This is a genomic window from Dyadobacter fermentans DSM 18053, assembly GCF_000023125.1.
Taxonomy (GTDB): Bacteria; Bacteroidota; Bacteroidia; order Cytophagales; family Spirosomataceae; genus Dyadobacter; species Dyadobacter fermentans.
Genome location: NC_013037.1, coordinates 1,534,224 through 1,556,546 on the forward strand (window position 1 = coordinate 1,534,224; position 22,323 = coordinate 1,556,546).

Consider the following 22,323-nt stretch of genomic DNA (forward strand, 5'->3'; position numbering starts at 1 on the left):
TTTCAGAATAAGACGCCTTCATCATCCGACTTGGCCGGAGGCGTGTATATCTCGTCCGGCACGATCGTAGAATCGGTCGCGCATTCGCCCGTGTAGCCTTCCGGGCGAGGGAATGGGCCTTTGCGGTATTGGATGAGCGTTTGGTCGTTGTAAACTTTCTGCATGAATGCACCCCAGGCCGGCATTGCCACGCGGCCGCCCTGCCCGAGCGCGAGCGTACGAAAGTGAATGCTGCGGTCTTCGCCGCCTACCCACACACCTGCCACGAGGTTGTGGGTCATGCCCATAAACCAGCCATCCGACTGGTTTTGCGATGTTCCGGTTTTCGCGGCGATCTCATTGCCATCCGTCACGCCGTACTGGCGCAACCGGCCCGCCGTGCCGCCCGCGTCTTCCACCGCGCCGCGCATCAGGTAAAGCATATTATAGGCCATAGGCGCACTGAGTTCCTGGCTTTGCTGCTCATGAAACTCGGCCAGCAGCTTTCCGTACCGGTCTTCAATACGCAGAATCGTCATTGGCATTACCTTATAACCACCATTGGCAAACGACGAATAGGCCGATACCATTTCGAAGACCGACACATCGCCCGTGCCCAGGCACAGGGCGGGCGTCGCGGGGAGATCGCTCGTGATGCCCAGCTTATGCGCATAATCCACGACGGTGTTGGCTTTCACCATTTTCATGATATTGGCCGTTACCGAGTTCACCGATTTCCCCAATGCCTGCCGCAGCGAAAGCGCCTGTTCGGAATACACGTTGTTGGAGTTTTTGGGTGTATAATCTTCCGATACGTCGTCGATACCGGCGTGGAATGTCACCGGAGAATCCATGATCTTTTCGCAGGGAGTGATAAAGTTTTTGTCCAGCCCCGCCGTGTAAACGAACGGCTTGAACGTCGAGCCGGGCTGCCGTTTGCCCTGCTTCACGTGGTCGTACTGAAAGTGTTTGAAGTTGATCCCTCCTACCCATGCCTTCACATACCCGTTGCGCGGGTCCATGGCCATCATACCGGCGCGCAGGAAGCGTTTGTAGTATTTAATGGAGTCGATCGGGCTCATGGTTACTTCTTTCTCGCCGTCCCACGAGAATACCTTCATTTTGTAAGGCTTCTTCATGATTTTCCAGGCCTCTTCCTCTCCCAGCTTGTTTTTCAGGAGATTGAAATAAGGCAGCCGGCGCACGGCGGTGTTGATGAAACCCGGAATTTCCTTGCCGCTCTCGTCGATCCACGGGTTGCGGCCTTTCCAGTGTTCGCTGAAAATCTTCTGCTGCTCCTTCATGTGGCGCGTGAGCGCTTCTTCCATGTAGGTCTGCATGCGCGAGTCGATGGTCGTGTAAATGCGCAAACCGCTGGTGTAGAGGTTCAGGTCGGTGCCGTTTTCCTCGTTGTACAGCTTCACCCACGCTTTTAGATAGCCCCGCATCGACTCCCAGAAATATGGCGCCGGGCCGTTGGCGTGCGTTTCCATCGCAAATTCCAATCCGAGCGGTTGCTCTTTCAGCTGGTTGAAATCCTCGTCGGTAATGTAATCGTACTTCGCCATTTGCCCCAGCACGGTATTGCGGCGGTTGGTGGCGTTCTGCGGGAACCGCATCGGGTTGAAGATCGTCGGGTTCTGCAGCATGCCTACCAGCAATGCGGATTGCGGAATGTCGAGATCCGCGACGTCGGTATTGAAATACGTTTTGGCAGCCACTTTAATCCCGTAGGCATTGTTCCCGAACGACACGGTGTTCAGGTACATTTGCATGATCTCCTGTTTGGTATATTTCCTTTCAAGAATCACGGAAAGAATCCACTCCTTCGTTTTGGCGATCACAATGCGCACTACGGGAATTTTGCCCAATGTGCCTTCAAACTCCTCTGAACGCGTGTTAAACAGGTTTTTGGCGACCTGCTGGGTGAGGGTACTGCCGCCGCCGGAGCTGGAATTGCCGGTAACAATGCCCTTTACAACGCGCAGCAAACTGCGCGGGTCGATGCCCGAGTGGCTGATAAAACGGGTATCCTCCGTGGCGAGCAATGCATTGATGAGATTCGGCGAAATTTCGGATATCTCCACCGGCGAGCGGTTTTCGATCAGGTATTTGCCGAGTGATTTGCCATCCTGCGAGATCAGCTCCGAAGCGACTTCGCTTTTGGGGTTTTCCAGCGCTTTCAGGTCGGGCATGCCGCCGAACAGCCAGAAAAAATTGTAGTTGACGGCGGTAATGTATAAAATCAGCAGCGCCAGTCCAATGCCGAAGCCCCGCCACAGGTATAGAATGCGACGCCGGTATTTTCCGGGTTTCAATTGAATCATGTAAGTTCCAGAGTAACGTCCAATAAACCGACCAAATAAGCGAATTTGATCCATTAATCAGCTACTAGAACGTCACGGGGAAGCTTTTCTGCTATTTTTTAAATCAAATTTTAACCGAACGACCCTACTACACGCGGCTCGCCACACATTAGGGCAAGCCCGCAACATGCACATTTCCAATGTACTCAGGCCACGCCCGGCTGTCCCGGATACTCCACCCGCTTTTTATATTCGTTCGGACTGAAACCGGTTTCTTTTTTGAATAGCCTTGAAAAATAGGGCGGATTTTCGAAACCCAGCAGGTAAGCCGTCTCGGCTACGGTTTTATCGCTGCTGAGCAACAGGTTTTTGGCTTCCGAAACGAGGAAAATGTGGATCAGTTCAATGGCCGTTTTACCCGTTTCCTGTTTGAGCAAGTCACTCAGATAGCGCGGCGAGGTGTTGAGCATATCGGCCATCAGTTTCACGGACGGCAGCCCCTTTTCCTGGAAATTGCCATCTTCGAAATAATGGGCAAGACTATCGTTAAATCGCGAAACCGTGGTGCCCGAGAGCTGCGTGCGGTTAATGAATTGTCTTTTATAAAAACGCTGCGAATATTTAAGCATCGAATCCAGGTGGGTGAGCATAATGTCTCGGCTGTATTCGTCGGTGTTATTGAAATACTCCATCTGGATTTTACTGAACAGGTCCCAGATAATCTGCTCCTCGCGTTCCGATAAATGCAATGCCTCGTTGGCCTCATAATCGAAAAAGCCGTATTTGCGGATTTCGGAATGCAGCGGGTGGCCGGTCAGGAAATCTTCATGCACATAAAGCATAAATCCCTTTTCTTCCAGTTCGATATTATTCATTTCAACCACCTGGCGCGGCTTTGCAAAAAGCATCGAACCGTTTTCATGATCGTATTTCGTGCGGCCGTACAGGACATGCCCGGCCTTGATCTTTTTAAATGCGATCATGTAAAAGTCCGTCGTAAACTCGCGGCGGCCCAGCGAGCAGCTTTTCAGCTCGTCGCAGGTGAACATGCTGATCATCGGACTTTCGGGCGCGGACATATTGCTGGCCCGGTGCAGCTCACTGATGCTTTTATAATGTTCCATGACTTTGAAACGGTTAAATCTGCACCCTTTTCCGGGGTGCAGATCTGATGATTTTAATCAAAAGTTATTCAAAAATCAGACAGTTGCATGACCGTGCGCGGCGTCCGCTACTTCTTTCCATTCTTCCCAGGTCGCGAGGCGGTCGGCATATACCTGGCTCAACCATGGAAACCCTACTTTTCCGAGGAAAATTCGCAATGGGGGATTTTCTTCGTCGACCACTTTCAGAATGGCCTCCGCGGTTGCTTCGGGCTTGCCGATGGTGTCGGGTGTGAGTCCCGCGTAGAGCGAGGCCTTCACGTCTTCATACAATGGATTAGCCTCGGTGTGGAAGGCCGAAGCGCCGCCCCAGTCGGTAGAGAAGCCGTTCGGCTCCACGATGGTAACCTTAATACCAAAGTCTTTCACTTCCGAAGCCAGTGTTTCGCTAAGGCCCTCAACTGCCCATTTGGAAGCATTATACAGGCCCAGCACCGGCAGTGTTGCCACGCCCAGCACGCTAGATACTTGCAGGATATGCCCGCCGCCCTGCGCCCGCATCACGGGAATGGCGGCCTGCGTCACCCATAGCAAACCGAATACGTTGGTTTCGATCTGGTCGCGGGCCTGCTGTTCGCTGGTTTCCTCGATCGCCCCGAACAAGCCGTAACCGGCATTGTTGATCACGACATCGAGCGATCCGAAATGGGCGGCGGCCCGGTTCACGGCGGTGAAGCTGGCCGCGCGGTCGTTCACATTGAGCTGAATGGGCAGTAATGTATCGGGGTATTGCGCGGCGAGGTCGGCCAGGGTTTCAGTATTGCGGGCGGTGGCCGCTACTTTGTCCCCTCTTTCCAAAAAAGCCTCGGTCCATATACGGCCGAATCCTTTGGAAGCGCCGGTGATAAAAATTGTTTTTGACATGATTGACAAATGTTTTGGTGTTTTAATGCTACAAATTTACCGGGTCGCTTCCGCCGGCGACTTATACAAAAATCCGGAAATGCGATACACTTTTACGTCGTATATTTAGGCATCCATTGCCAGCCATAGCACCATGAAAAACGAAGTACTCGACGTATCCGGCATGAGGGCGCTCCCGCTCGACCTCGACTCAGCCATTTCCTTTATGCTCTACATCCGCTTCCTCGAACAGCGCGTGGCGGAGGAGAAAACGCTCAAATCGACGTTCTACCAAACCATACTCGACCATTTTTACGGCAATCACCTGCCGCAGGGCGACGTGCCGCTCGGCGAAGCCCACCAATACAGTGATTTTTTCGAATATGTTTACAGCAGCCTGTCGGCACCGCTGGCGTCGGAACATAAGCTGGCCTGGGGCATGTGCATGCCATTGTATCCGAACATTTTCTATGGCACCGACCTGCTGTTCGATATGCTGAACATCCAGTCGGCCGAGGCCACTTTCGAATTGCAGAAGCGCCCCGAGGATTACCAGCGCGAACGGCTGCACCTGATATACACGCTTATTTTACAACGGCTTTATAATTTCCAGGTACCCGTCAAAATAGAGCAATACCACGCCTGGACGGACACCGAAACGGGGCTTTTCCGCTATTACGAGGTGCTGGTAAGCCCCGAGTTCGTGGAAGTTTCGGCGAAAGTGCCATTGCCCGAGCTCAACTTCGTTGAGATTTATGCGCATTTCAGCGAAAAGGACGGCCATTTGCAGCTTCAAAAAGTGCTGCCGCTGGACATGTTCCGGTTCCGCGGCTTTGCCGTCGTGTCGGTTTCGGACGTTACCGCGCGAATGGCTGTTGAAAACATTAAAAAGGTGCAGTTCAACCGCGTGCGCGGCGATAGCCCGAACCGCTACCAGCGCATTATCCAGTCGCTCAAAACGCTTGTCCAAAACAACCGCATCGAGTTCGATCTTTTCCCTTTCGTACGCGTGAACGGGCAAGCGGTGTATGGCTACGGGCAGGCGGGCACGGGCGTGCTGTTTCAGATATGGGGTGAAAACCGCCTCACGCCCGAAGAATTCCGCCGGCAGGCCGAAGGCTATGCAGCAAAGCCCAACTCCTTCTTTTCGCCGGATATCCAGGGCGACGACGAGCAGCAGATCGGCTGGCTGACGCCCTTCCGCAATCTGAATGTGCGATCGCTGGCCCTGGTGCCGCTGTTTTTTGAAGACAAACTCGTTGGCGTGCTCTGCATGCACACGTGGGAGAACGAACGGTTCGACGAAAAGAAACTGGCGTCGCTCGAAATGGCCTTTGCGCCCGTGGCCCAGCTGCTCAACATTTATATAGAGGAATTCAACCTCGAACTGGAAAGCATTATCAAGGAAAAATTCACGTCCATTCAGCCCGCCGTGCAATGGAAGTTCAATGAAGCGGCTTGGCATTATCTGCACCGCCGGAAAAAAGGCTTGCCGGAGGTGAATGAAAACATTGCGTTTTTCGACGTGTTCCCGCTGTACGGCGCCATAGACATCCGGAATTCTACCAGCGAACGCAATGCGGCCATCCGCGCCGACCTTGGCCATTACCTTCAAACGCTCGACGAATTGCTTAAAGCTCTGGACGGCCTCGACCGCTCGTCGCTCATGCAGGAACTGCGCTTCCACTGCACCAAATGGCAGCAGACGCTCAACCAGGGCGACCTGAGCAGCACTTCCGAAAACAACCTGAATGTGTTCCTGAACGAGGAAGCGCGGAATTACCTGCTGCATTTGTCGCAACAAGACGCGCGAACCACGCCGCTCGTGAACGAATACCTGCGCATGACCCATTCCGCGCAAGGCGAGGTGCATCGCCACCGCGAAGCGCTCGACCGCTCGATGGAATGCATTAACACGGCCGTAAACAGTTATTTCGAAGACCAGAAAGAAGCCTTGCAGCAGTCGTATCCGTGCTATTTTGAGAAATTCAGGACGGATGGGATCGAGTATGACATCTACATCGGCCAATCCATTGCGCCCGACAGGCCGTTCAGCCATTTTCATCTCAAAAATCTGCGGTTATGGCAACTATCATCGATGATCGAGGTAGCCAAACTCACGCGCGGGCTGCTGGACGGAATGCCTAAGGAATTGCACACGACACAGCTGATATTCGTCCACAACCACATGATCGACATCAGTTTCCGCAGCGACGAACGGAAGTTCGACGTAGAAGGCGCCTACAATATCCGCTACCAGATGATCAAGAAGCGGATCGACAAGGTGCGGATCAGGCATTCGCAGGAACGCCTCACGCAGCCCGACAAGATTGCGCTCATTTACCTGCATCACCGTGACATTGAGGATTACCTGCCATTTATCCATTATTTGCAGGAAACAAATGCCCTCGAACCGGTTATAGAAGAACTGGAACTGGAAGACTTGCAGGGACTCAGCGGCCTGCGAGCGCTGCGGCTGGGAATTGCATATTGACTAATCTATAATTCAGTGCCAGGCCTTCGGTTCAAAGCCGGAGGCTTTTTTTTGTGTCAATTTATATTTAAATATTATTTGGACTTATTATAAATAATTTATCTTTGCAGCTCCACTGGCGAAACGGGCAATAGAATTCCCCTTCGCTTTTTTACTACTCATTTTTCTCAAATCATGTTTAAAAAACAACTTCTCATTGCCGCATTTCTGCTCTGCTGCTCTGCCCAACTCTTCGCGCATGCGCTCTGGATTCAAACAGCTTCGAAAGGCAAAGCCGGTCAGAAACAGACCGTTAAAATCATCTACGCCGAGCCGGGAGATAAGCCGGAAAAACTGGGCGAATGGTATTCCGATGTAAAGGAATTCGAACTCTGGCTTACAGCTCCCGACCAGAAACGCACAAAACTCGCGACGGTAGCTGCCGACGACCATTTCACGGCCGATTTCACGCCCGACCAGCAGGGCGTATACACGCTATCGGTGGGCCACACGTCGAAAGACCTGGGTGGAACGACCGTTTATCAGTTCAATGCCAGCGCATTAGTGACCGTGGGTAAAGCCGATGCGGGTAACAATCCCGGTGCAAATGCCAACGAGCTGAGCGTATTCGCCGATCCGGCCAAAACCTACAAGGTAAACAGCCCGCTCAACCTCCGCGGCCTTTTCAAAAACAACGGCAATGAAAAACTATATGTGACGGTGGCGTCGCCATCGGGATGGAGCAAACAAATCACCACGGATGAAAAAGGGCTGGCGGAATTTGTACCACTTTGGCCGGGCACGTATTACATCGAAGCGTCCAAAAGCTGGAAAGAAACCGGCACACATAACGGCAATGAATACAAATCGTTTTGGCGCTGCGCGACAACGCTCGTAGAAGTTGGAAAATAATTATCAAGGAGCCTTTCAAACGCATGTCACTTCACGAGCAAATCAGCGCTTATTGCGCCAACCATAAAATTAGGCTGGCCGAAAAACGGGTCGTTGTGGCCGATCAATTATTGGTGGCCAATGAATTTACGGACGGCGATACGTTGTGGCGTGATATGCGCAGCAGGGGGATCAAGATCAGCCCGGCGACTGTTTATGAATCGCTCAATTGGCTGGTAACGACGGGATTTGCCGAGCGGCGTTTCGCGACCGACAGCCGGAAAAATCTGTTTGGAATTTCGCGGTCGGTACGAAACGGGCTGGCAGGATAAACCGGAAAATCCTGTTTACCAGACGCTAACGAAAAAGGGTTCGCGATTGCGAACCCTTTTGTTATTTATTCTGCTACCACTGCATTCTTTGGCTTGCGGCCGCGGGGTTTGCCTGTGTAAGCCGGCTTGGGATCTTCCGTTCCCAATGTAAGTTCATAACCAACAACACCTTCTTCGTAATTGAAAAGCGTCACCTCAAAAATGTGCTTGGTATTTTCAAAATCAACACCGCCTTTGCGAAGGATCAGTTCGAGCGGGATGGAATAGCCGCGACCACTTCTGGTGAGGGCGAATGTACCGTTTTCATCGGAACTCGGGATCAGATAAAGGTGCTTCAACGTTCTTTTTCCTTGCGCAGATCCGATTTTAAAGCGGGCTGTTTCAGGTTCGATACCTAATTCTTCCAAAGTTTTGGGAGGAAGAACAAGCTTGCCGGATGAAGAAATGTAGCCGGTCGGCTTTGCTTTCTCCTGTGGTTTTTTAGTTACTGAAACATTATCCTCAGGAGAAAAGAATTTAATTGCTCTTGCTTTCATAAATAAATTGCGGGTTGCTGGTGGATTATTACTTATCGCAAAAGTAATCAAGTTAACATTTTATTAAAATGTTTTTTTTGATAAATAATATTTCAAATGAAGTAAAATAAAAACGATTCGAATATTGGCTGAGCCGTTATATTCAAGCATTTTACATCGCCTCATTTAAAATCGAATAAATAAAAGACGACCGAATTCCATACATTACAACCCGATTGAAGGCACAGGCAATGCGGTTTCGTCTTCACTTATCCAATTGGTTTTCCTAAAACGAATCGACGTGCGGATACATTTTGCATTTTGGGTGACCGGCAGTTGCACAAGATGTTAGGCAAACAAATTTGTAGCATACGGTTACATATTTCACTTTTACAAAGTCAATCAATCTGTGAATCACCCGCATAATCAAATTCAAATCAACCGCTGATCCGTTTTTTGGTAATTGATATTAACCTTCTGATAGATTTTGTGATGATGAATAAACTGCATTTCGTAGAAGTAGTTTGTCTTTTTGCGTTTTTACCTAAGCTTTAAGTTATAAAACTATAAAGTCATTAATTGTCCGGCGCGCGTTCCGTTCACCGCATTATCCCTTACATTGCATGTAATACGGCGTAAATCATACTTGCTATGAAAAAACTGCTAATTACATTTCTGCTCTTCGCATCCTTTGTCGCAAATGCGCAGGCCACACGGGAGGTCTCCTCCCCCAACGGCGCGATCAGGCTGGTAGCACAGCTGGGCGACCAGTTGCGATACAGTGTTTATTTCAATAATGAAATCATAGTCTCACCGTCGGAAATCGATATGGTGCTGACCGACGGCAGGAAGCTTTCCGACGGCCTCGCCCGGCCTCAGTTCACGGAAAGGAACGTCAGCGAAACCATCATTTCGCCGGTCCCTGAAAAGCGTATCCGCATTCCCGACCGTTATAAGGAACTCAAAATCACGCTTCGGAATGCATTTACTGTCATTTTCAGGGTATATGACGATGGCGTCGCGTACCGTATTGCCACGTCGTTGCCCGGCGAGATCACCGTCCGCTCCGAAACGGCCGCTTTCCGGTTCCCGGCCAATCATCCCGTGTATTTCCCGGAAGTGGTGCCGCCGACGAACATGGACATTTATCACACCGGCTTTGAAGAGCCCTACACCATCCGGCCGCTCGAAAACATTTCATCCAAGAACCTGTTTTTCTCGCCTGTGCTCGTCGCCCCGAAAGAGGCGCCGAAAATCGGCATTACCGAATCCGATCTGGAAGATTACCCGGGCATGTTCCTCACCGGCAATGCCGAAAAAGCGCTTTTTGGCAACTTCGCGCCCTACCCCGCCGAAGAAACGGAGACGAAGGAGCTGTACTCGACCCGCTATGTTTCCAAACGCGCCAACTTCCTGGCCAAAACCAAAGGCACCCGCGCATTCCCGTGGCGCGTGCTGATTATCGCGGCGCAGGACAAGGATTTGCCCGCCAACGACCTCGTGTACAGGCTAGCGAGTCCGTCGCGCGTGGCGGATGTGTCGTGGGTGAAGCCCGGCAAAGCGACCGACGAATGGATTATTACTTCCAACATATTCAATGTGCCTTTCAAAAGCGGGATCAACACGGCGACCTATAAATATTACATCGACTTCGCCAAACGCTTTGGCTTTGAACGCATTATGATGGACGCCGGGTGGAGCGACAACAACGACCTGTTCAAGATCAACCCGGACATTGATATGGACGAAATCGTCGCTTATGCCAAAAGCAAAGGCGTGGGGATCAGCATGTGGACGCTGGCGCTCACACTCGACAAGCAGCTCGAACCGGCGCTGAAACAGTTCAGCAAATGGGGCGTCGACTTCGTCATGACCGATTTCATCAATCGCGACGATCAGAAGGCAGTGCAATTCTTTTACAAAATCGCGGAGGCCTGCGCCCGTCACAAGATCATGCTCATGTTTCACGGGGCTTTCAAACCGGCGGGCTTCAACCGCACCTTCCCGCATGCGGTGGCGCGCGAGGCTGTGCTGGGCTCGGAGTACAACATGTGGAGCGCCAAAGCAACGCCCGAACACAATGTGTTGCTGGCATTCATACGCATGCTGGGCGGCCCGCTCGATTACGAACCGGGTATGCTGAACAACGCCACGCCGAAAGGCTTTCATCCAATGCCCGAAAATGTAATGTCGCTCACCACGCGCACCCAGCAGCTGGCCATGTTTGTTGTGTACGAAAGTCCGATCCAGTTTTTTGCCGGCAATCCTTCTCAGGGCCTCAAAGAACCCGGATTTATGGAATTGCTGGGAAGCATTCCCACCGTTTGGGACACGACGCGCATCCTCGACGCGCGCCTTGGAGACTATGTGGTAACGGCCCGGAAAAAGGGCTCGGATTGGTTCATCGGCGCATTGAACGACTCTACCGCCCGCGAGCTCAGCATTCCGCTGGATTTTCTGCCGGCAGGCCAATTCAATGCTACCATTTGCGAAGACGGCGTGAATGCCGACCGCTACCCGGCCGACTACCGGATCTCGGAAGCTGTTCTCACCTCGCGCGACCGGCTTACAATCCGCCTCGCGCCGGGCGGCGGCTATATGGTGCGGCTGAGGCGGTGAGCCGGTTTCGGCGATGCGAGCGGGCTCTTCGCTCCTTTCCGTGGCTTGCTTTCCTTTTTGCGGCGTCCCCACCAGATCACAATCCCGGTTACGGGCAAACTGGCGCAGATGAGCCCTGCAAAAAAAGTGAGGATTTTGCCCGGCATTCCTGCCCAGGCGCCCACGTGCAGGTCGAAATTCAATGCGTACAGCTGCTCGCCATTGGTAAGTTCACCGAACGATCGCGAGCGTAGCTGCGCGCCGGTAAACTGATCGTACTGACCCTGAATGCGGTCGTACCGATTGCTGGCCGTGAGATAGGTGGATGTATTGAGGGGCAATTTGCCTTTAACAGGGAAGTTAATCAGGTAACCGTGGGCGTCGGGCTTGTCGGCCTGTAACTGGCTGAAAATGCGATCCACGGCGGCTGCGTCCTTTTGTTGGGTGGTATCCGAAAAAACGGCCGGCACTTTGGCGAGCGTGCCGCCGTCGGCGACGGTCTTTACACCTGTTTCAAACCATTCGAACGCCCAAACCAGTCCGGTAAGCGCACAAACGAGCAGGATCACGCAGGCATAAAAGCCCAGCACATTGTGCAGGTCGTAGTTTACGCGCTTCCATTTGGCGTTCCATTTGATTTTGAAGCTCTTATCTACATTAGATTTGCTCCATTTCGAAGGCCACCAAAGCACCAGTCCCGAAATCAGGATCAGCACAAAGGCAAGCACGGAGTAACTTACCACGGCATGACCGATTTTTTCACCGAACAACATCCGCATATGCAAGCCCAGCACAAGGTTGAAAAACTCGTTACGGCTGTCTTCCAGCTTCACCACCTTTCCATTATACGGATTCACATATGCCCGCCAGTAGTATTTGTAATAATCCCAATGCGAAAACCCTTCCTTATCGACCTTCAATGCCCTGAAAATGTACGTTCGGTCGGGCTGGGAGGATATTTCCACGCGCGTGACGGGCCGGTTGGGACCGACCGCCTCCTGTGCTACGGCCAGCAGCTGGCTTAGCGGGAGTTTGGGTTTATTTTCGGGTTGGATAAAAAGCCGGTCGCGGTACACGAGCGGCTTGATCTCATCTGTAAAAACGTAGATAGCACCGGTGAGGCCGATCACGATAATGACCAGTCCGGACGCCAGCCCCAGCCAGAGGTGCAATGTTCCTATGAACTTTCCCAGCGCCGTCTTTTTTTGAGACATGAATACAATTCGGGTTTGTAAAGCAAGCAAAGCGGTCCATTCACCTCCGGACGCTCAGGAAGCAAAGAAATACCGTATTTAGTTTAATTACAAATTATGCCACCCGGTGGGCTGCATTATTTGTGATAGCGCTTGCATTCCACGGCATTCAGCATGTACGCTTTCAAGTCCGCCGGATAATCAGTCTCGCCCATTGATCCCCGAATTCTGTTAATTTTGTCGTTCCTGTATACCCTTATCAACCAAGAGTACATTGAAGCCGGCCTTTTTCTCGAAATACGAGTGGTGGTACCATTTTGCGATGATGCCCGTTTGCTTTGCGCTGGGCAACTATTACATGCTGGGCGAGCGGTACTTCTTCCATTTGCCTACGTTTTTAACGGCAACCTCTCTCGCATTTGCCCTCTACTGGTTTTCGGTGGTGCTGCTCACGGTTACCATCCGCAAAACGGCCGGCAGCGCCGCCGAAGGGCATATTCTCCGGCAAATGCTCCGGATGTTCCGGAAGCTGGCGCTCGTAACGGCATTCCTGGCCATTTTCAACTGCTGGATTTACAGCCTGGTGCCTTCGCTCCAAGTCGGCTTTTCGTGGGCGGTCCTGTGGCCGCTGGTCGCGATCGGGCTGCTTTGCGATGCGTTTATCTGTGCCCTGCTCGGTCTTTTTTATGCATTGCAGCAATGGAAAAACGACCAGGCCGACGATGAGAAACTCGCCCGGCAATCCGTGGAAGTGGAATTTGATGCATTGAAAGGGCAGGTTAACCCGCATTTTTTGTTCAACAGCCTCAATACGCTGTCGTCGCTCATTAATGCCGACCCGATGCAGGCCGAAGATTTTGTGGAAGACCTCGCGCGCGTTTACCGCTATACGCTCCAAGGTGGCCGCACGGAGCTGGTGCCGCTGCAATCGGAGCTCGGCTTTCTCCAAGTCTACATCCAGCTTTTGCAGGCGCGCTACAACGATGCGCTGGTAGTTGAAATGCCCGACCGCTGTCCGGCCGACCTATCCATTCCGCCGCTGATGCTGCAAATCCTGATCGACAACGCGGTGCAGTACAACATGCTTTCGTCCAGCCGCCCGCTCACGATCACGCTCAGCATTACCGGCGAGCGCGCCATACGCGTGACAAACAATATTCAGATGCGCCACCGCACCCTTCGAGCCACCGGTGCCGGCCTCCGGGGTTTATCGACGAAGCTGCTGGCGTTTACCTCCCGCAAGCTGGAAATATCGGAAAGCGACGACACTTTTTCGGTAACGATCCCGCTCCTGCCCGACACCGCTCCGGCTTCAATGCAATGACAATTCATGCCATTAAAAATACAGTTGGTGCAATTCACGCGGTTGCTTTTGAATGGCAATACCCTATTTTTGAACCAGTCGCAAATGCCCCCAAGACAGGCCCGACGGCTGCCTACCCATGAAGAAGAAATTATTGTTTGAAAAACTCCCGGAAAAAATCCCGTCGGCAAACCGCTGGGCCTATGCTGCCTGCGCGGTTGCATTCCTGTTGTTTTTCAATTTTCTGACGGTCGGAGCGGCAGTTTTTGGCGACCCTGCATTGTTTCTGAAAACGACATTCCTGAATGCGGCCATCCTGGGTGCGGCATTCGGCATCCAATCGGCGGTGGGACGGTACATTACCCGGCGCTACGCCGATGTGCAGCAGACGCTCGTGCGCGTGGCTTTGTCTATTTGCATGCACGCGGTGGTTTCGGGCGTATTTGTGCTGCTGGCGGGCTGGTTGTACATTGGCTGGGGCTTGTTCCGTTCGGTTTTGACGGCCGATGCCCTGGTAGTCGTGTACATGGTGAATCTCGCGGCGATCGTGCTCGGCACGGGGCTATGGGAAAGCTTCGACGCTCTCGCACGCTGGCGGCAGCACGAGATCAACAGCGAACGGCTGATGAAAGAGAACGTAAACGGGCAGCTCGAAAGCCTCAAAACGCAGATCAGCCCGCATTTTCTTTTCAATACATTAAACTCCCTCTCTGCGCTGATCGGCGAAGACCCGCAAAAGGCGGAACAGTTTGTGGATGAAATGGCGCGGGTGTACCGCTATCTGCTGCAAACGAACCATTCGTCCGTAGACCAGGGGGATTTCGGGCAGTTAACGACGTTAAAAAAAGAATTGTCGTTCATTGAATCGTACGGACACCTCCTCAAAACGCGATACGGCGACGGTATGAAGCTTTACATCCACGTGGAAGACAGCTTCCTGGACGCCCGCATTCCGCCGCTAACGCTGCAATTGCTCGTCGAAAACGCTGTTAAGCACAATGTAATACGCGCGAGCAGACCGCTCACGATTTTTATCCTGAGCACCGTGGAGGGAGGACTGATGGTGCGCAACAACCTGCAAAAGAAAAATCTCACGGCCGGTGCGGAAAACATCGAATCCACGCACGTAGGCCTGGCGAATATCATTACCAAATATAAACTGCTGGCAGAATACCGGGCCTGGCCTGGCCCAGCCGATGGTCGAAAGCAATCACGAGTTTTTCACCGTAACCATCCCATTGATTTCCTGAAAGCATGAATGCGCTTATCGTAGAAGATGAAGACCTGTCGGTCCGCCGCCTCAAAAAAATGCTGTCCGAAGTAGCACCGTCGCTGCACATCACCGGTGTTACCGACAGTATCGAGCAAACCGTGGAATGGGTACTCGAAAACCGCGCGGCCGGCCATGCCGACCCCGATCTGATATTCCTGGACATCGAGCTTTCCGACGGCCAGAGCTTCGAGATTTTCAACCGGATCGAAGTTTCCAGCTCGATCATCTTCACGACCTCCTACGACGAATATGCGTTGCAGGCATTCAAGCACAACAGCATCGACTACCTGCTCAAACCCGTGCACCGCGACGAATTGCAGCGCGCCCTGCACAAATACGACAAATTGAAGGGACAACCGGCGACCGACCAATCGCTGGCAAGCATTAAAAAGCTGCTGGAAGATTTCAAAAAGACATCGGCTGTTGAATACCGCCAGCGCTTTCTGGTGAAACAAGGCCAGAAAATGCTGTCCATCGAAGTGAATGAAATAGCCTATTTCTTCACCGACGACCGTTACAGCTTTTTCATGACGGATTCCAACCAGAAAATGCTCGTAGACTACACGCTCGACGAGCTCGCCGACTCGCTGAACCCTTCACGCTTTTTCCGGATCAACCGCGGCATGATGATCACCCACCGCTCGGTAGAAAAAATCGACCCCTATTTCGGGAACCGCCTCGCGCTCACCTTACGCCCCGCGCATAACAAAGAAGCGCTCGTGAGTCGGGAGAAAGTGAGTGATTTTAAGGTTTGGATGGGGAAATAGTTGCCTCTGCAAAAAGTGCTGGTTTTCGAAATACCGGTAAACGGTTACAACCTTTGGGCTTCATTGCGAATCCAGAGAGAAAATCAGCTATGAAAAATGAAAACAGCTCAACTCCTGCTATTCCTGGCCGTGATCTGCACGGCCTGCTCCAAAGATTCCAGTGATCCGAAAGTGCTTTTCGACGAAACAGACCCACGGCTCGACGCCGCCCGGTTTTACTTCGTCGATCAATCCTACTACGCAGTACAGTACAAATACAATGGTGACGGCCTGCTCGATAGCGAAACGCAGCTGCTGACAAACGGCCAGCCACTTCTGACAACGACATATAAATACAAAGAGCAATTCCTGACAGAGCAGCGGATCAGCGGTAATCCGAAAGTAACGGCATTTACCTACCAATATATAAAGGACACCCTCGTATCCGTCGACTACCACGATTTCCAGCTCCCTCCGGACCATCTGCATTTCACCAGAAGCTACTCCTATCCCGAAAAAGGCATTGTGAAGATCGTAGAGCAGGATGTGCTGACCAAAACGACCCAGCACATTTACCTCTTCATCCGGGACGGCAACATCGTCAAAACCAAAGTCCTAGACCCAGTTACGGATCAGGTTAAAGAAGAAACTGCATTTGAATACGACCAGCATCCCAACCCCTATTCCGGCCTCACCGGCAAAGGTGATTACATGAAGTTCTACAGTGCCAACAATGTAACGGTGGAACGGACGCTGTTCCGCAACAGCGCGTCGGTGAATCAGGAAGTGCGGTACGAATATGAATATTCACCCGGCGGCTGGCCCCTCAAAAAGCACCAGGTGCTGGGCGGAAGCAAGAAGCTCCTCGAACAGGAATACATTTACAAGGGCCGTTAGCACTCATATTTTCACTACCAGCCGGTCTTCCAGCGCGGCATTCTGTCCCGGCCCGATGTGGCGCTCATGGGGAAGCGTATAGAATTCGGCGGTGAGCGTGATGCCGTCGGCTGTTCTTTCCAAAAGCACTTTTAGAAATCCGTGCTTGGTATCGCAGCTGCTTTCCAGCTGAATGCCTTCGAAAATGGGTAATGCGCTGGTGAAACGGTAGTCGTTTGTGTAAGCGACGGGGTGCAGCTCGTCGTACCCGCCGCTACCTGCCACAATGAAAGGCAGCACGCGGCCGCCGTGGTAGTACCTGCTGAAACGCTGGTAATTATGCACGTGCCCGCTGAAAACGATGTCGGGATAAATGCCGGTTTCTTCAAAAACACCTTCCAGTAATTCGATCATCGGAATGCTCGAACCGTGGTTGATATCCGCCGAATAAGGCGAATGGTGCAGGCAGAGGATCACGGCTTTGTCGGGGCGCTCTTTATCGGCGGTCCGGAGTTCGTGCATGAGCCAATTGCGCTGCTCGTCGGTCACTACGCCGAATTTGGGCACATTGCTATACATACCGATGATGTTCGCGAGCGGAGTGACGAGCGTCCAGTACACGTTCGGCTGGATCATGCTTTTCCGTTCCGCATTGCCGCTGAAAGGCACCGTGCGGCGCTCGGTATCGCAAAAAACGGTCGTGAATGCATCGAGACTGCCGTAACGGACGCGGCTGTCGGGATTGATGTCGCTGTCGTGGTTGCCGGGGATCGCGAAAATCGGCCCGGGGTATTTTTTATAAGGATCGAAAAACTGACGCTGGTACTCGCTGGCTTCACCGTGATTGTACACCACATCGCCGAGGTGGAACAAAAACTGCGGTTCGTAGCCTGTTTTCTCCGTCGCTTCAAACTGCTTCACCATTTCCCCTACCACCAGTTTCTGAAAATCGGGCGTGCGGATGCTGCCGGTATCGCCTACCATGTGGAATGCCAGCTTGTTCTGATCGGGCACGGGATCGATGGCTTCGAGATCGAGGTGGTAAGGATATTTTCCGGACGGTTTGGGTGCGGGCTGGTACTTGAAGGTATCGTCGGGAACGTCTCTTTTGAAAACGGGTTTGGAGAATTTCTTGAAAAAATCTGGTTTCATTACGGATGGCTGCCATTTATCAGCCTTTTTTGCTTTCGACAGCGGAAAGCTAACAAAATTCCAAAACACCTCTTCTTTTTTCTTCGCATCCATACAACCAATTCCTCATCTTGCGGCCTCTTTAATCCGAATACGTTAAAAACCATTACATGACTTCGGAAGCCGACTTGATCTCTGGTTGCCTCTTAAATGACCGCATTGCGCAGCGGCAGCTGTACGACCGATACAAAAAGGCCATGTACACGCTAGCCTACCGCATTACCGGTGATTTCGACGACGCCAACGATGTTTTGCAGGATGCCTTTCTTGAGATATTCAAACACCTGAACCAGTTCCGTGGCGAATCGACGCTCGGGGCGTGGATCAAGCAGATCATCGTGCGGAAATCCATGAAGAAGAAACGGCTGGTGATCTGGGAGAATGTGGAGGGTTACATGGGCGAGAGCATCGACTGGGGCGAATCGGAGATCAATGCCGCACATCTGGAAACAGCCATTCTGTCGCTACCCGACGGTTTTCGTACAATCTTCGTCCTGGCCGAAGTGGAGGGATACACGCACCGGGAGATTGCCGTAATGCTCAAAATTTCGGAAGGAACTTCGAAGTCACAGCTGTTTCATGCCAAAAGAAAACTCCGGACAATGCTTTCGGCAAACTGAGATCTGATACCATGGAAAAGAACGAGCATAATCTGCAAAATGCCATCCGGCGCTTCCCGACCTACGAGCCGGGAGAAGAAGTGTGGCAGGCGATACGGGAAGACCTCGGATCACAGCCGATGCGCCAGGCGCTTTCGGAAATGCCGGCTTATGAACCGGACGACAAGCTGTGGGACATCATCGACCGCAAAAATGTGCGCCAACAGCGCTGGAAATGGGGCTATGCGGCGGCGGCGCTGCTGTTTGCGGCCGGCATAGCCTGGATGATGCGCCCACTGGCCCCACATCGGGTTGCCTACTCGCAGGAGACCGTCGACGACCGGCTGCAAATGGACGCCGACCTCAAAACGGACCGGCAGTACAAGCTATTGAAGGCCTATTGTGAAACCGAAACCCTCGTTTGCGACAGCCACGAATACCGCTCCCTGCAAGAGGAATACGAACGCCTCAGCGCCGCTTCACACCAGCTCGCGCAAGCTATTGGCGACTATAACACCGCGCCTGAACTGCTCCGGCAATACAATGATATAGAAAGACAAAAAACGGACATTCTCAATGCAATGGCCAAAATGATTTAAGCATCCAATCATGAAAAAGTATATTAAAACCATTCGAAAACTGACGCTGCTCGCCTGCATGCTCGGGGCCGCCACTGCCCACGCACAGGGTAAGTTGCAGGTGGCGACGAAAAAAATTGAGAGGACGATCGGTGCGCCGGCCGTGCGGACGATGTACATCAGCGCCGAAAAGGCCGATATCGAGATCGTCACCTGGGACAATGCGGATATCAGCGTCACCATTGAACTCTCTGCCCGGCATCCCGACCGCTCGACGGCAACGCAGGACCTTTCCAAACTGCAATACATCGCCGACCGCAACGGCAGGGACTATTTTCTGCGCAACTATATCGTGCTCAAAAACGGGGAAAGCAAGCCCGTGTCCAACCTGAAAGCGCGCTACACGATCCATTTGCCGGCTTCGTGCGCGGTAGATCTCAAAAACTCCTTCGGGACGATTACACTGCGCGGACTGACCAACCAGCTGAACCTCAAAGCCGATTTCTGCACGACCAATCTCACGGGAATCAGCGGAAAAGGCGCACTTCAAACCACATTCGGCGCGCTTTCGGGCAATGAACTGGCGGGCACATTCACGTTCACAAGCGACCATACCAATGTCCGCCTGGAACAGATCGCCGGCGCGGTGCGCGTGGATGCCGAATACGGCAATGTGGAAATATACCCGACCGTGGGCCTCACAAGCCTGGGAATTCACTCCAAAAAGGCCGAAGTGACACTCCTGGCCAAGAACTGGAAGCATTTCGACTACACCATCAACGGCGCCTACGCGACGATGAAGCTGCCGAACGGTTTCAAGTGGAAACGCAATACCGCCGATTTTAAAGAAGCATTCTTTTCCCGGAACCAGCTCGCCAGCGTCGATATCAACGCCGAGTTTGGAAGGGTCACGATCAAATAAAACGCATCCACATTTTGCACACACATCGCTAACCCCTTACCCTTAGTATGTTTAAAGCTTTATTGCGCAGCCTGATTCTGGCGGCCGGGCCATTTGTGGCTTACGCGCAGGACTCGATCCAAGTGTCTTATTCCGAAGAATCCGACACCCTGGTCAAGCAGCGGTTTCTCGACCGGTATGAGCATGTATTCATGACCAAAGTGCCCACGCGGCACATGCTCAAAATCGGGCTCTCGCAGTATTACCAGGCGGTGGACTTTCCGCTGCGGGACGACAAAATATTAAACAATACCTCCCTGAAACTGGGATACGAGTTCAAGTTTTTGCCTGCGTTCTCCATTGCGCTGGCGGGTCACATGCCTTTTTTCGACCTGAATATGCCATTGAAAACGCTGGTGCAATACACGGTAATGGACGCGCAAATCAGGTGGTTTGTCGGGATGGGCAAGCGTATCCGAAAGGGTTTGAGCGCCAACAATTTCAGTGGAAATTACGTGGCTGTGTTTTATAACCTGCCGGGCACGGCCGATAATTACAACCCGAAAGTCGGCCTGAAACTGGGTCTTCAACGGCGGTTCCTGAACCACGGTTTTATGGATTTCAGCGTGGCGGTGTTCCAGGGGGCATACGATGGCAGCCCGTCGTTCTCTTCGCAGGCCAGCCTCGGGATTGCATTTGGCGACTGGAAGCAGATCAGCAAGGCGCCACTTTGCGACATTCTGCTATGCGACGCCCAGATCATGAACCAATGGAAGATCCGGCTGCCTGAGATCACGGTAGGTTACTATATGAACAGGCTCAAAGCCGGGGTAGCATTTGAACAAAAACTGGGCGCATGGCCCCTCACGCTCAATTTCCAGCTCGATGCGTCGATGAACAACGGCTTCAACCTGATCCGCTACACCGACATGCCGTGGAATTCCTATGGTGGGTATATGCAGGTATATTCGCGGGAAAAAATCGTGTCGTTTTCCGTGCAACCGAGGTATTACATCCTTACCAAACGGCAGCAGATGAAAGGAAGGAACACCAATGGGATGTCGGGGATTTACGGTGGAATCAACACACAATACTACTATTACAAGGGCAAGCACAGCGACATTCCGCCCAATGACCTGCGGCAGGAGGACAACATCATCCATGCAGGACCGCTCCTCGGCTTTCAGTTGCGCCTTTTCAACCGCGGCTATTTCGATTGCAATACGTCATACAACTTTCAGGATTATTTAAAGAGCACAAAAACCGACTTCGGGTTCCGAACGAATTTCACGCTGGGAATCGCTTTGTAAGACCTTTTTTCACTAGCCGTATTTTAACACAACTTCCCCATGGCACGCAATGCTAAAATATGGGCCGGCATCGCTATGTCCGCCGCGATCGTCCTGCTATTCCTTGCCCGGCGCGATACGGAAGACGAACGAATGCAAGCTGTGTGGCAAGAGAAATACCGTCACACACAAAGGCGGATCGGTTGGCAGTTGGTGCACCTTCGGCACGAGTACGCAAGACAGCCAATCCGGACTTCGGAAAATACGCTATTCGAAATCAAGCAATTATGGATAGATAAAGACATACTGACGCATTTAATCCAATCCGCCAAGAGCCGGTTCCCCGCCGACAGTCTTATGAAATTGGAAAACTTGATTACCCAAAAAGCACCAACCATCGCCGTAGTACGCGAAATCGAACGAATTGAGAAAATCAATGCAAACCATTAACCTTCAATGCCATGAGAATCAAAAGCGGCATTCGATGCCTCACTTTACTGGCTGTACTCGCTTTCCTGACTTCGTGCGACCAGTTCGAATTCAGTCCGAACCAGTATTTCGATCATTCCAGCCCTAGCAACCTGAACGCACAAAACCTGGCCAGGCTGCGCCAGCACGCGGCCGATGACACGGTCACGATCGTATTTGCGGGCGATACCCAGCGGTGGTATGCAGAACAGGAAAGGTTTGTCAATAAAGTGAACAGCCTCGAAAATGTAGACCTCGTATTACTCGCGGGCGACATTTCCGACTTCGGCCTCTTGCAGGAATTCAAATGGGTGCACAAAAGACTCTCCGAACTGCGTGTACCGTACTTTGCAATCATCGGCAATCACGACATGGTAGCGAATGGCAGGCAGATATTCCGGCAAATGTTCGGGGAGCTGAATTACTCCTTTGTTTACGGCGGTATTAAATTCATTGCCCACAATACCAATGGCCTGGAAGCTCCCGGCGAGCACATTCCCGACCTCGGCTGGCTCGCGCACGAGCTGCAAAACACGGAGCGCGCCAGGCACATTATCACCGTTTCGCATGTGCCGCCATTCAATCCGGCCGAATTTGGGCCCGAATCGTTGGAGCCCTACACGCAACTCCTCCAAAACACCCCCAATCTGCTGCTATCCCTGCATGGCCACGTTCACCAGCACCAGGATTACTCCCCTTTTGGCGACAACGTTCGCTACATGACCAGCTTTTCCTTCGAGCAAAGTGCATTCGTGCTGCTCAGGATCGTGAACGGCCAGGTAATCAAATCCACCATTCCTTACTGA

20 protein-coding genes are annotated in these 22,323 nt (G+C 52.2%); 14 read left to right on the forward strand and 6 right to left on the reverse strand.

What is annotated here, in order from left to right; translation table 11 throughout:
• Positions 1-2: 2 nt before the first annotated feature.
• From DFER_RS06440 to DFER_RS06450, 3 genes are all read right to left on the reverse strand, one after another.
• Positions 3-2,306 (reverse strand): penicillin-binding protein 1A, encoded by a 2,304-nt coding sequence (locus tag DFER_RS06440; protein ID WP_015810807.1) that lies wholly within the window; start codon positions 2,304-2,306, stop codon positions 3-5.
• Positions 2,307-2,491: 185 nt separating this feature from the next.
• A complete protein-coding gene (locus DFER_RS06445; RefSeq protein ID WP_015810808.1) occupies positions 2,492-3,409 on the reverse strand; it encodes a helix-turn-helix domain-containing protein in 918 nt (305 codons plus the stop codon).
• A gap of 75 nt (positions 3,410-3,484) precedes the next feature.
• Positions 3,485-4,312, reverse strand: coding sequence for an SDR family NAD(P)-dependent oxidoreductase (locus DFER_RS06450; protein WP_015810809.1), 828 nt, complete (start codon positions 4,310-4,312; stop codon positions 3,485-3,487).
• Positions 4,313-4,445: 133 nt separating this feature from the next.
• Here DFER_RS06450 and DFER_RS06455 point away from each other — a divergent pair, with 133 nt between their 5' ends.
• From DFER_RS06455 to DFER_RS06465, 3 genes are all read left to right on the forward strand, one after another.
• Positions 4,446-6,785, forward strand: coding sequence for a GAF domain-containing protein (locus DFER_RS06455; protein ID WP_015810810.1), 2,340 nt, complete (start codon positions 4,446-4,448; stop codon positions 6,783-6,785).
• 174 nt (positions 6,786-6,959) lie between these two features.
• A complete protein-coding gene (locus DFER_RS06460; RefSeq protein ID WP_015810811.1) occupies positions 6,960-7,676 on the forward strand; it encodes a DUF4198 domain-containing protein in 717 nt (238 codons plus the stop codon).
• Positions 7,677-7,699: 23 nt separating this feature from the next.
• On the forward strand, positions 7,700-7,987 hold the full coding sequence (locus DFER_RS06465) for a transcriptional repressor (RefSeq protein WP_015810812.1): 288 nt from the start codon (positions 7,700-7,702) through the stop codon (positions 7,985-7,987).
• 65 nt (positions 7,988-8,052) lie between these two features.
• Here DFER_RS06465 and DFER_RS06470 read toward each other — a convergent pair whose 3' ends face one another.
• Complete coding sequence (locus DFER_RS06470; protein WP_310586757.1) at positions 8,053-8,574, reverse strand: hypothetical protein; 522 nt, start codon at positions 8,572-8,574, stop codon at positions 8,053-8,055.
• A 579-nt stretch (positions 8,575-9,153) separates the two neighbouring features.
• Between DFER_RS06470 and DFER_RS06475 the strand changes: the two genes are divergently transcribed.
• Positions 9,154-11,121 carry a glycoside hydrolase family 97 protein gene (locus DFER_RS06475; RefSeq protein ID WP_015810814.1) on the forward strand — a complete coding sequence of 656 codons (1,968 nt, stop codon included), beginning with the start codon at positions 9,154-9,156 and terminating at the stop codon, positions 11,119-11,121.
• Here the strand turns inward: DFER_RS06475 and DFER_RS06480 are convergent.
• Positions 11,097-12,314 (reverse strand): PepSY-associated TM helix domain-containing protein, encoded by a 1,218-nt coding sequence (locus DFER_RS06480; protein WP_015810815.1) that lies wholly within the window; start codon positions 12,312-12,314, stop codon positions 11,097-11,099. The two genes, DFER_RS06475 and DFER_RS06480, sit on opposite strands and share 25 nt — an antisense overlap.
• A 253-nt stretch (positions 12,315-12,567) precedes the next feature.
• On the opposite strand from DFER_RS06480, the gene DFER_RS06485 reads away from it, so the two are divergent.
• The 4 genes from DFER_RS06485 to DFER_RS06500 all read left to right on the forward strand — a co-directional run bounded on the left by DFER_RS06485 (position 12,568) and on the right by DFER_RS06500 (position 16,512).
• The gene (locus DFER_RS06485; RefSeq protein ID WP_229206196.1) at positions 12,568-13,617 is read left to right on the forward strand and encodes a sensor histidine kinase; all 1,050 of its coding nucleotides are present in this window, start codon (positions 12,568-12,570) and stop codon (positions 13,615-13,617) included.
• A gap of 118 nt (positions 13,618-13,735) precedes the next feature.
• Positions 13,736-14,854 carry a sensor histidine kinase gene (locus DFER_RS06490; protein WP_015810818.1) on the forward strand — a complete coding sequence of 373 codons (1,119 nt, stop codon included), beginning with the start codon at positions 13,736-13,738 and terminating at the stop codon, positions 14,852-14,854.
• Positions 14,851-15,636 carry a LytR/AlgR family response regulator transcription factor gene (locus DFER_RS06495; RefSeq protein WP_015810819.1) on the forward strand — a complete coding sequence of 262 codons (786 nt, stop codon included), beginning with the start codon at positions 14,851-14,853 and terminating at the stop codon, positions 15,634-15,636. The genes DFER_RS06490 and DFER_RS06495 overlap by 4 nt, the downstream gene beginning before the upstream one ends.
• Before the next feature lie 96 nt (positions 15,637-15,732).
• Positions 15,733-16,512: a hypothetical protein gene (locus DFER_RS06500; RefSeq protein WP_015810820.1), complete on the forward strand. Its 780-nt coding sequence runs from the start codon at positions 15,733-15,735 to the stop codon at positions 16,510-16,512.
• Positions 16,513-16,515: 3 nt separating this feature from the next.
• On the opposite strand, the gene DFER_RS06505 is transcribed toward DFER_RS06500, so the two are convergent.
• The gene (locus DFER_RS06505) at positions 16,516-17,643 is read right to left on the reverse strand and encodes a metallophosphoesterase family protein (protein WP_041736003.1); all 1,128 of its coding nucleotides are present in this window, start codon (positions 17,641-17,643) and stop codon (positions 16,516-16,518) included.
• 149 nt (positions 17,644-17,792) lie between these two features.
• Between DFER_RS06505 and DFER_RS06510 the strand changes: the two genes are divergently transcribed.
• Genes DFER_RS06510 through DFER_RS06535 form a run of 6 tightly spaced genes read left to right on the forward strand, consistent with a single transcriptional unit; the run spans position 17,793 to position 22,323 of the window.
• Positions 17,793-18,302, forward strand: coding sequence for an RNA polymerase sigma factor (locus tag DFER_RS06510; protein WP_015810822.1), 510 nt, complete (start codon positions 17,793-17,795; stop codon positions 18,300-18,302).
• An 11-nt stretch (positions 18,303-18,313) separates the two neighbouring features.
• On the forward strand, positions 18,314-18,880 hold the full coding sequence (locus tag DFER_RS06515) for a hypothetical protein (protein WP_015810823.1): 567 nt from the start codon (positions 18,314-18,316) through the stop codon (positions 18,878-18,880).
• Between the two features lie 10 nt (positions 18,881-18,890).
• Positions 18,891-19,781: a hypothetical protein gene (locus DFER_RS06520; protein WP_015810824.1), complete on the forward strand. Its 891-nt coding sequence runs from the start codon at positions 18,891-18,893 to the stop codon at positions 19,779-19,781.
• Positions 19,782-19,828: 47 nt separating this feature from the next.
• Complete coding sequence (locus DFER_RS06525; RefSeq protein WP_015810825.1) at positions 19,829-21,070, forward strand: hypothetical protein; 1,242 nt, start codon at positions 19,829-19,831, stop codon at positions 21,068-21,070.
• Positions 21,071-21,109: 39 nt separating this feature from the next.
• On the forward strand, positions 21,110-21,499 hold the full coding sequence (locus DFER_RS06530) for a hypothetical protein (RefSeq protein ID WP_015810826.1): 390 nt from the start codon (positions 21,110-21,112) through the stop codon (positions 21,497-21,499).
• A gap of 11 nt (positions 21,500-21,510) precedes the next feature.
• Entirely contained in the window at positions 21,511-22,323 is an 813-nt protein-coding gene (locus DFER_RS06535) for a metallophosphoesterase family protein (protein ID WP_015810827.1), read from the forward strand.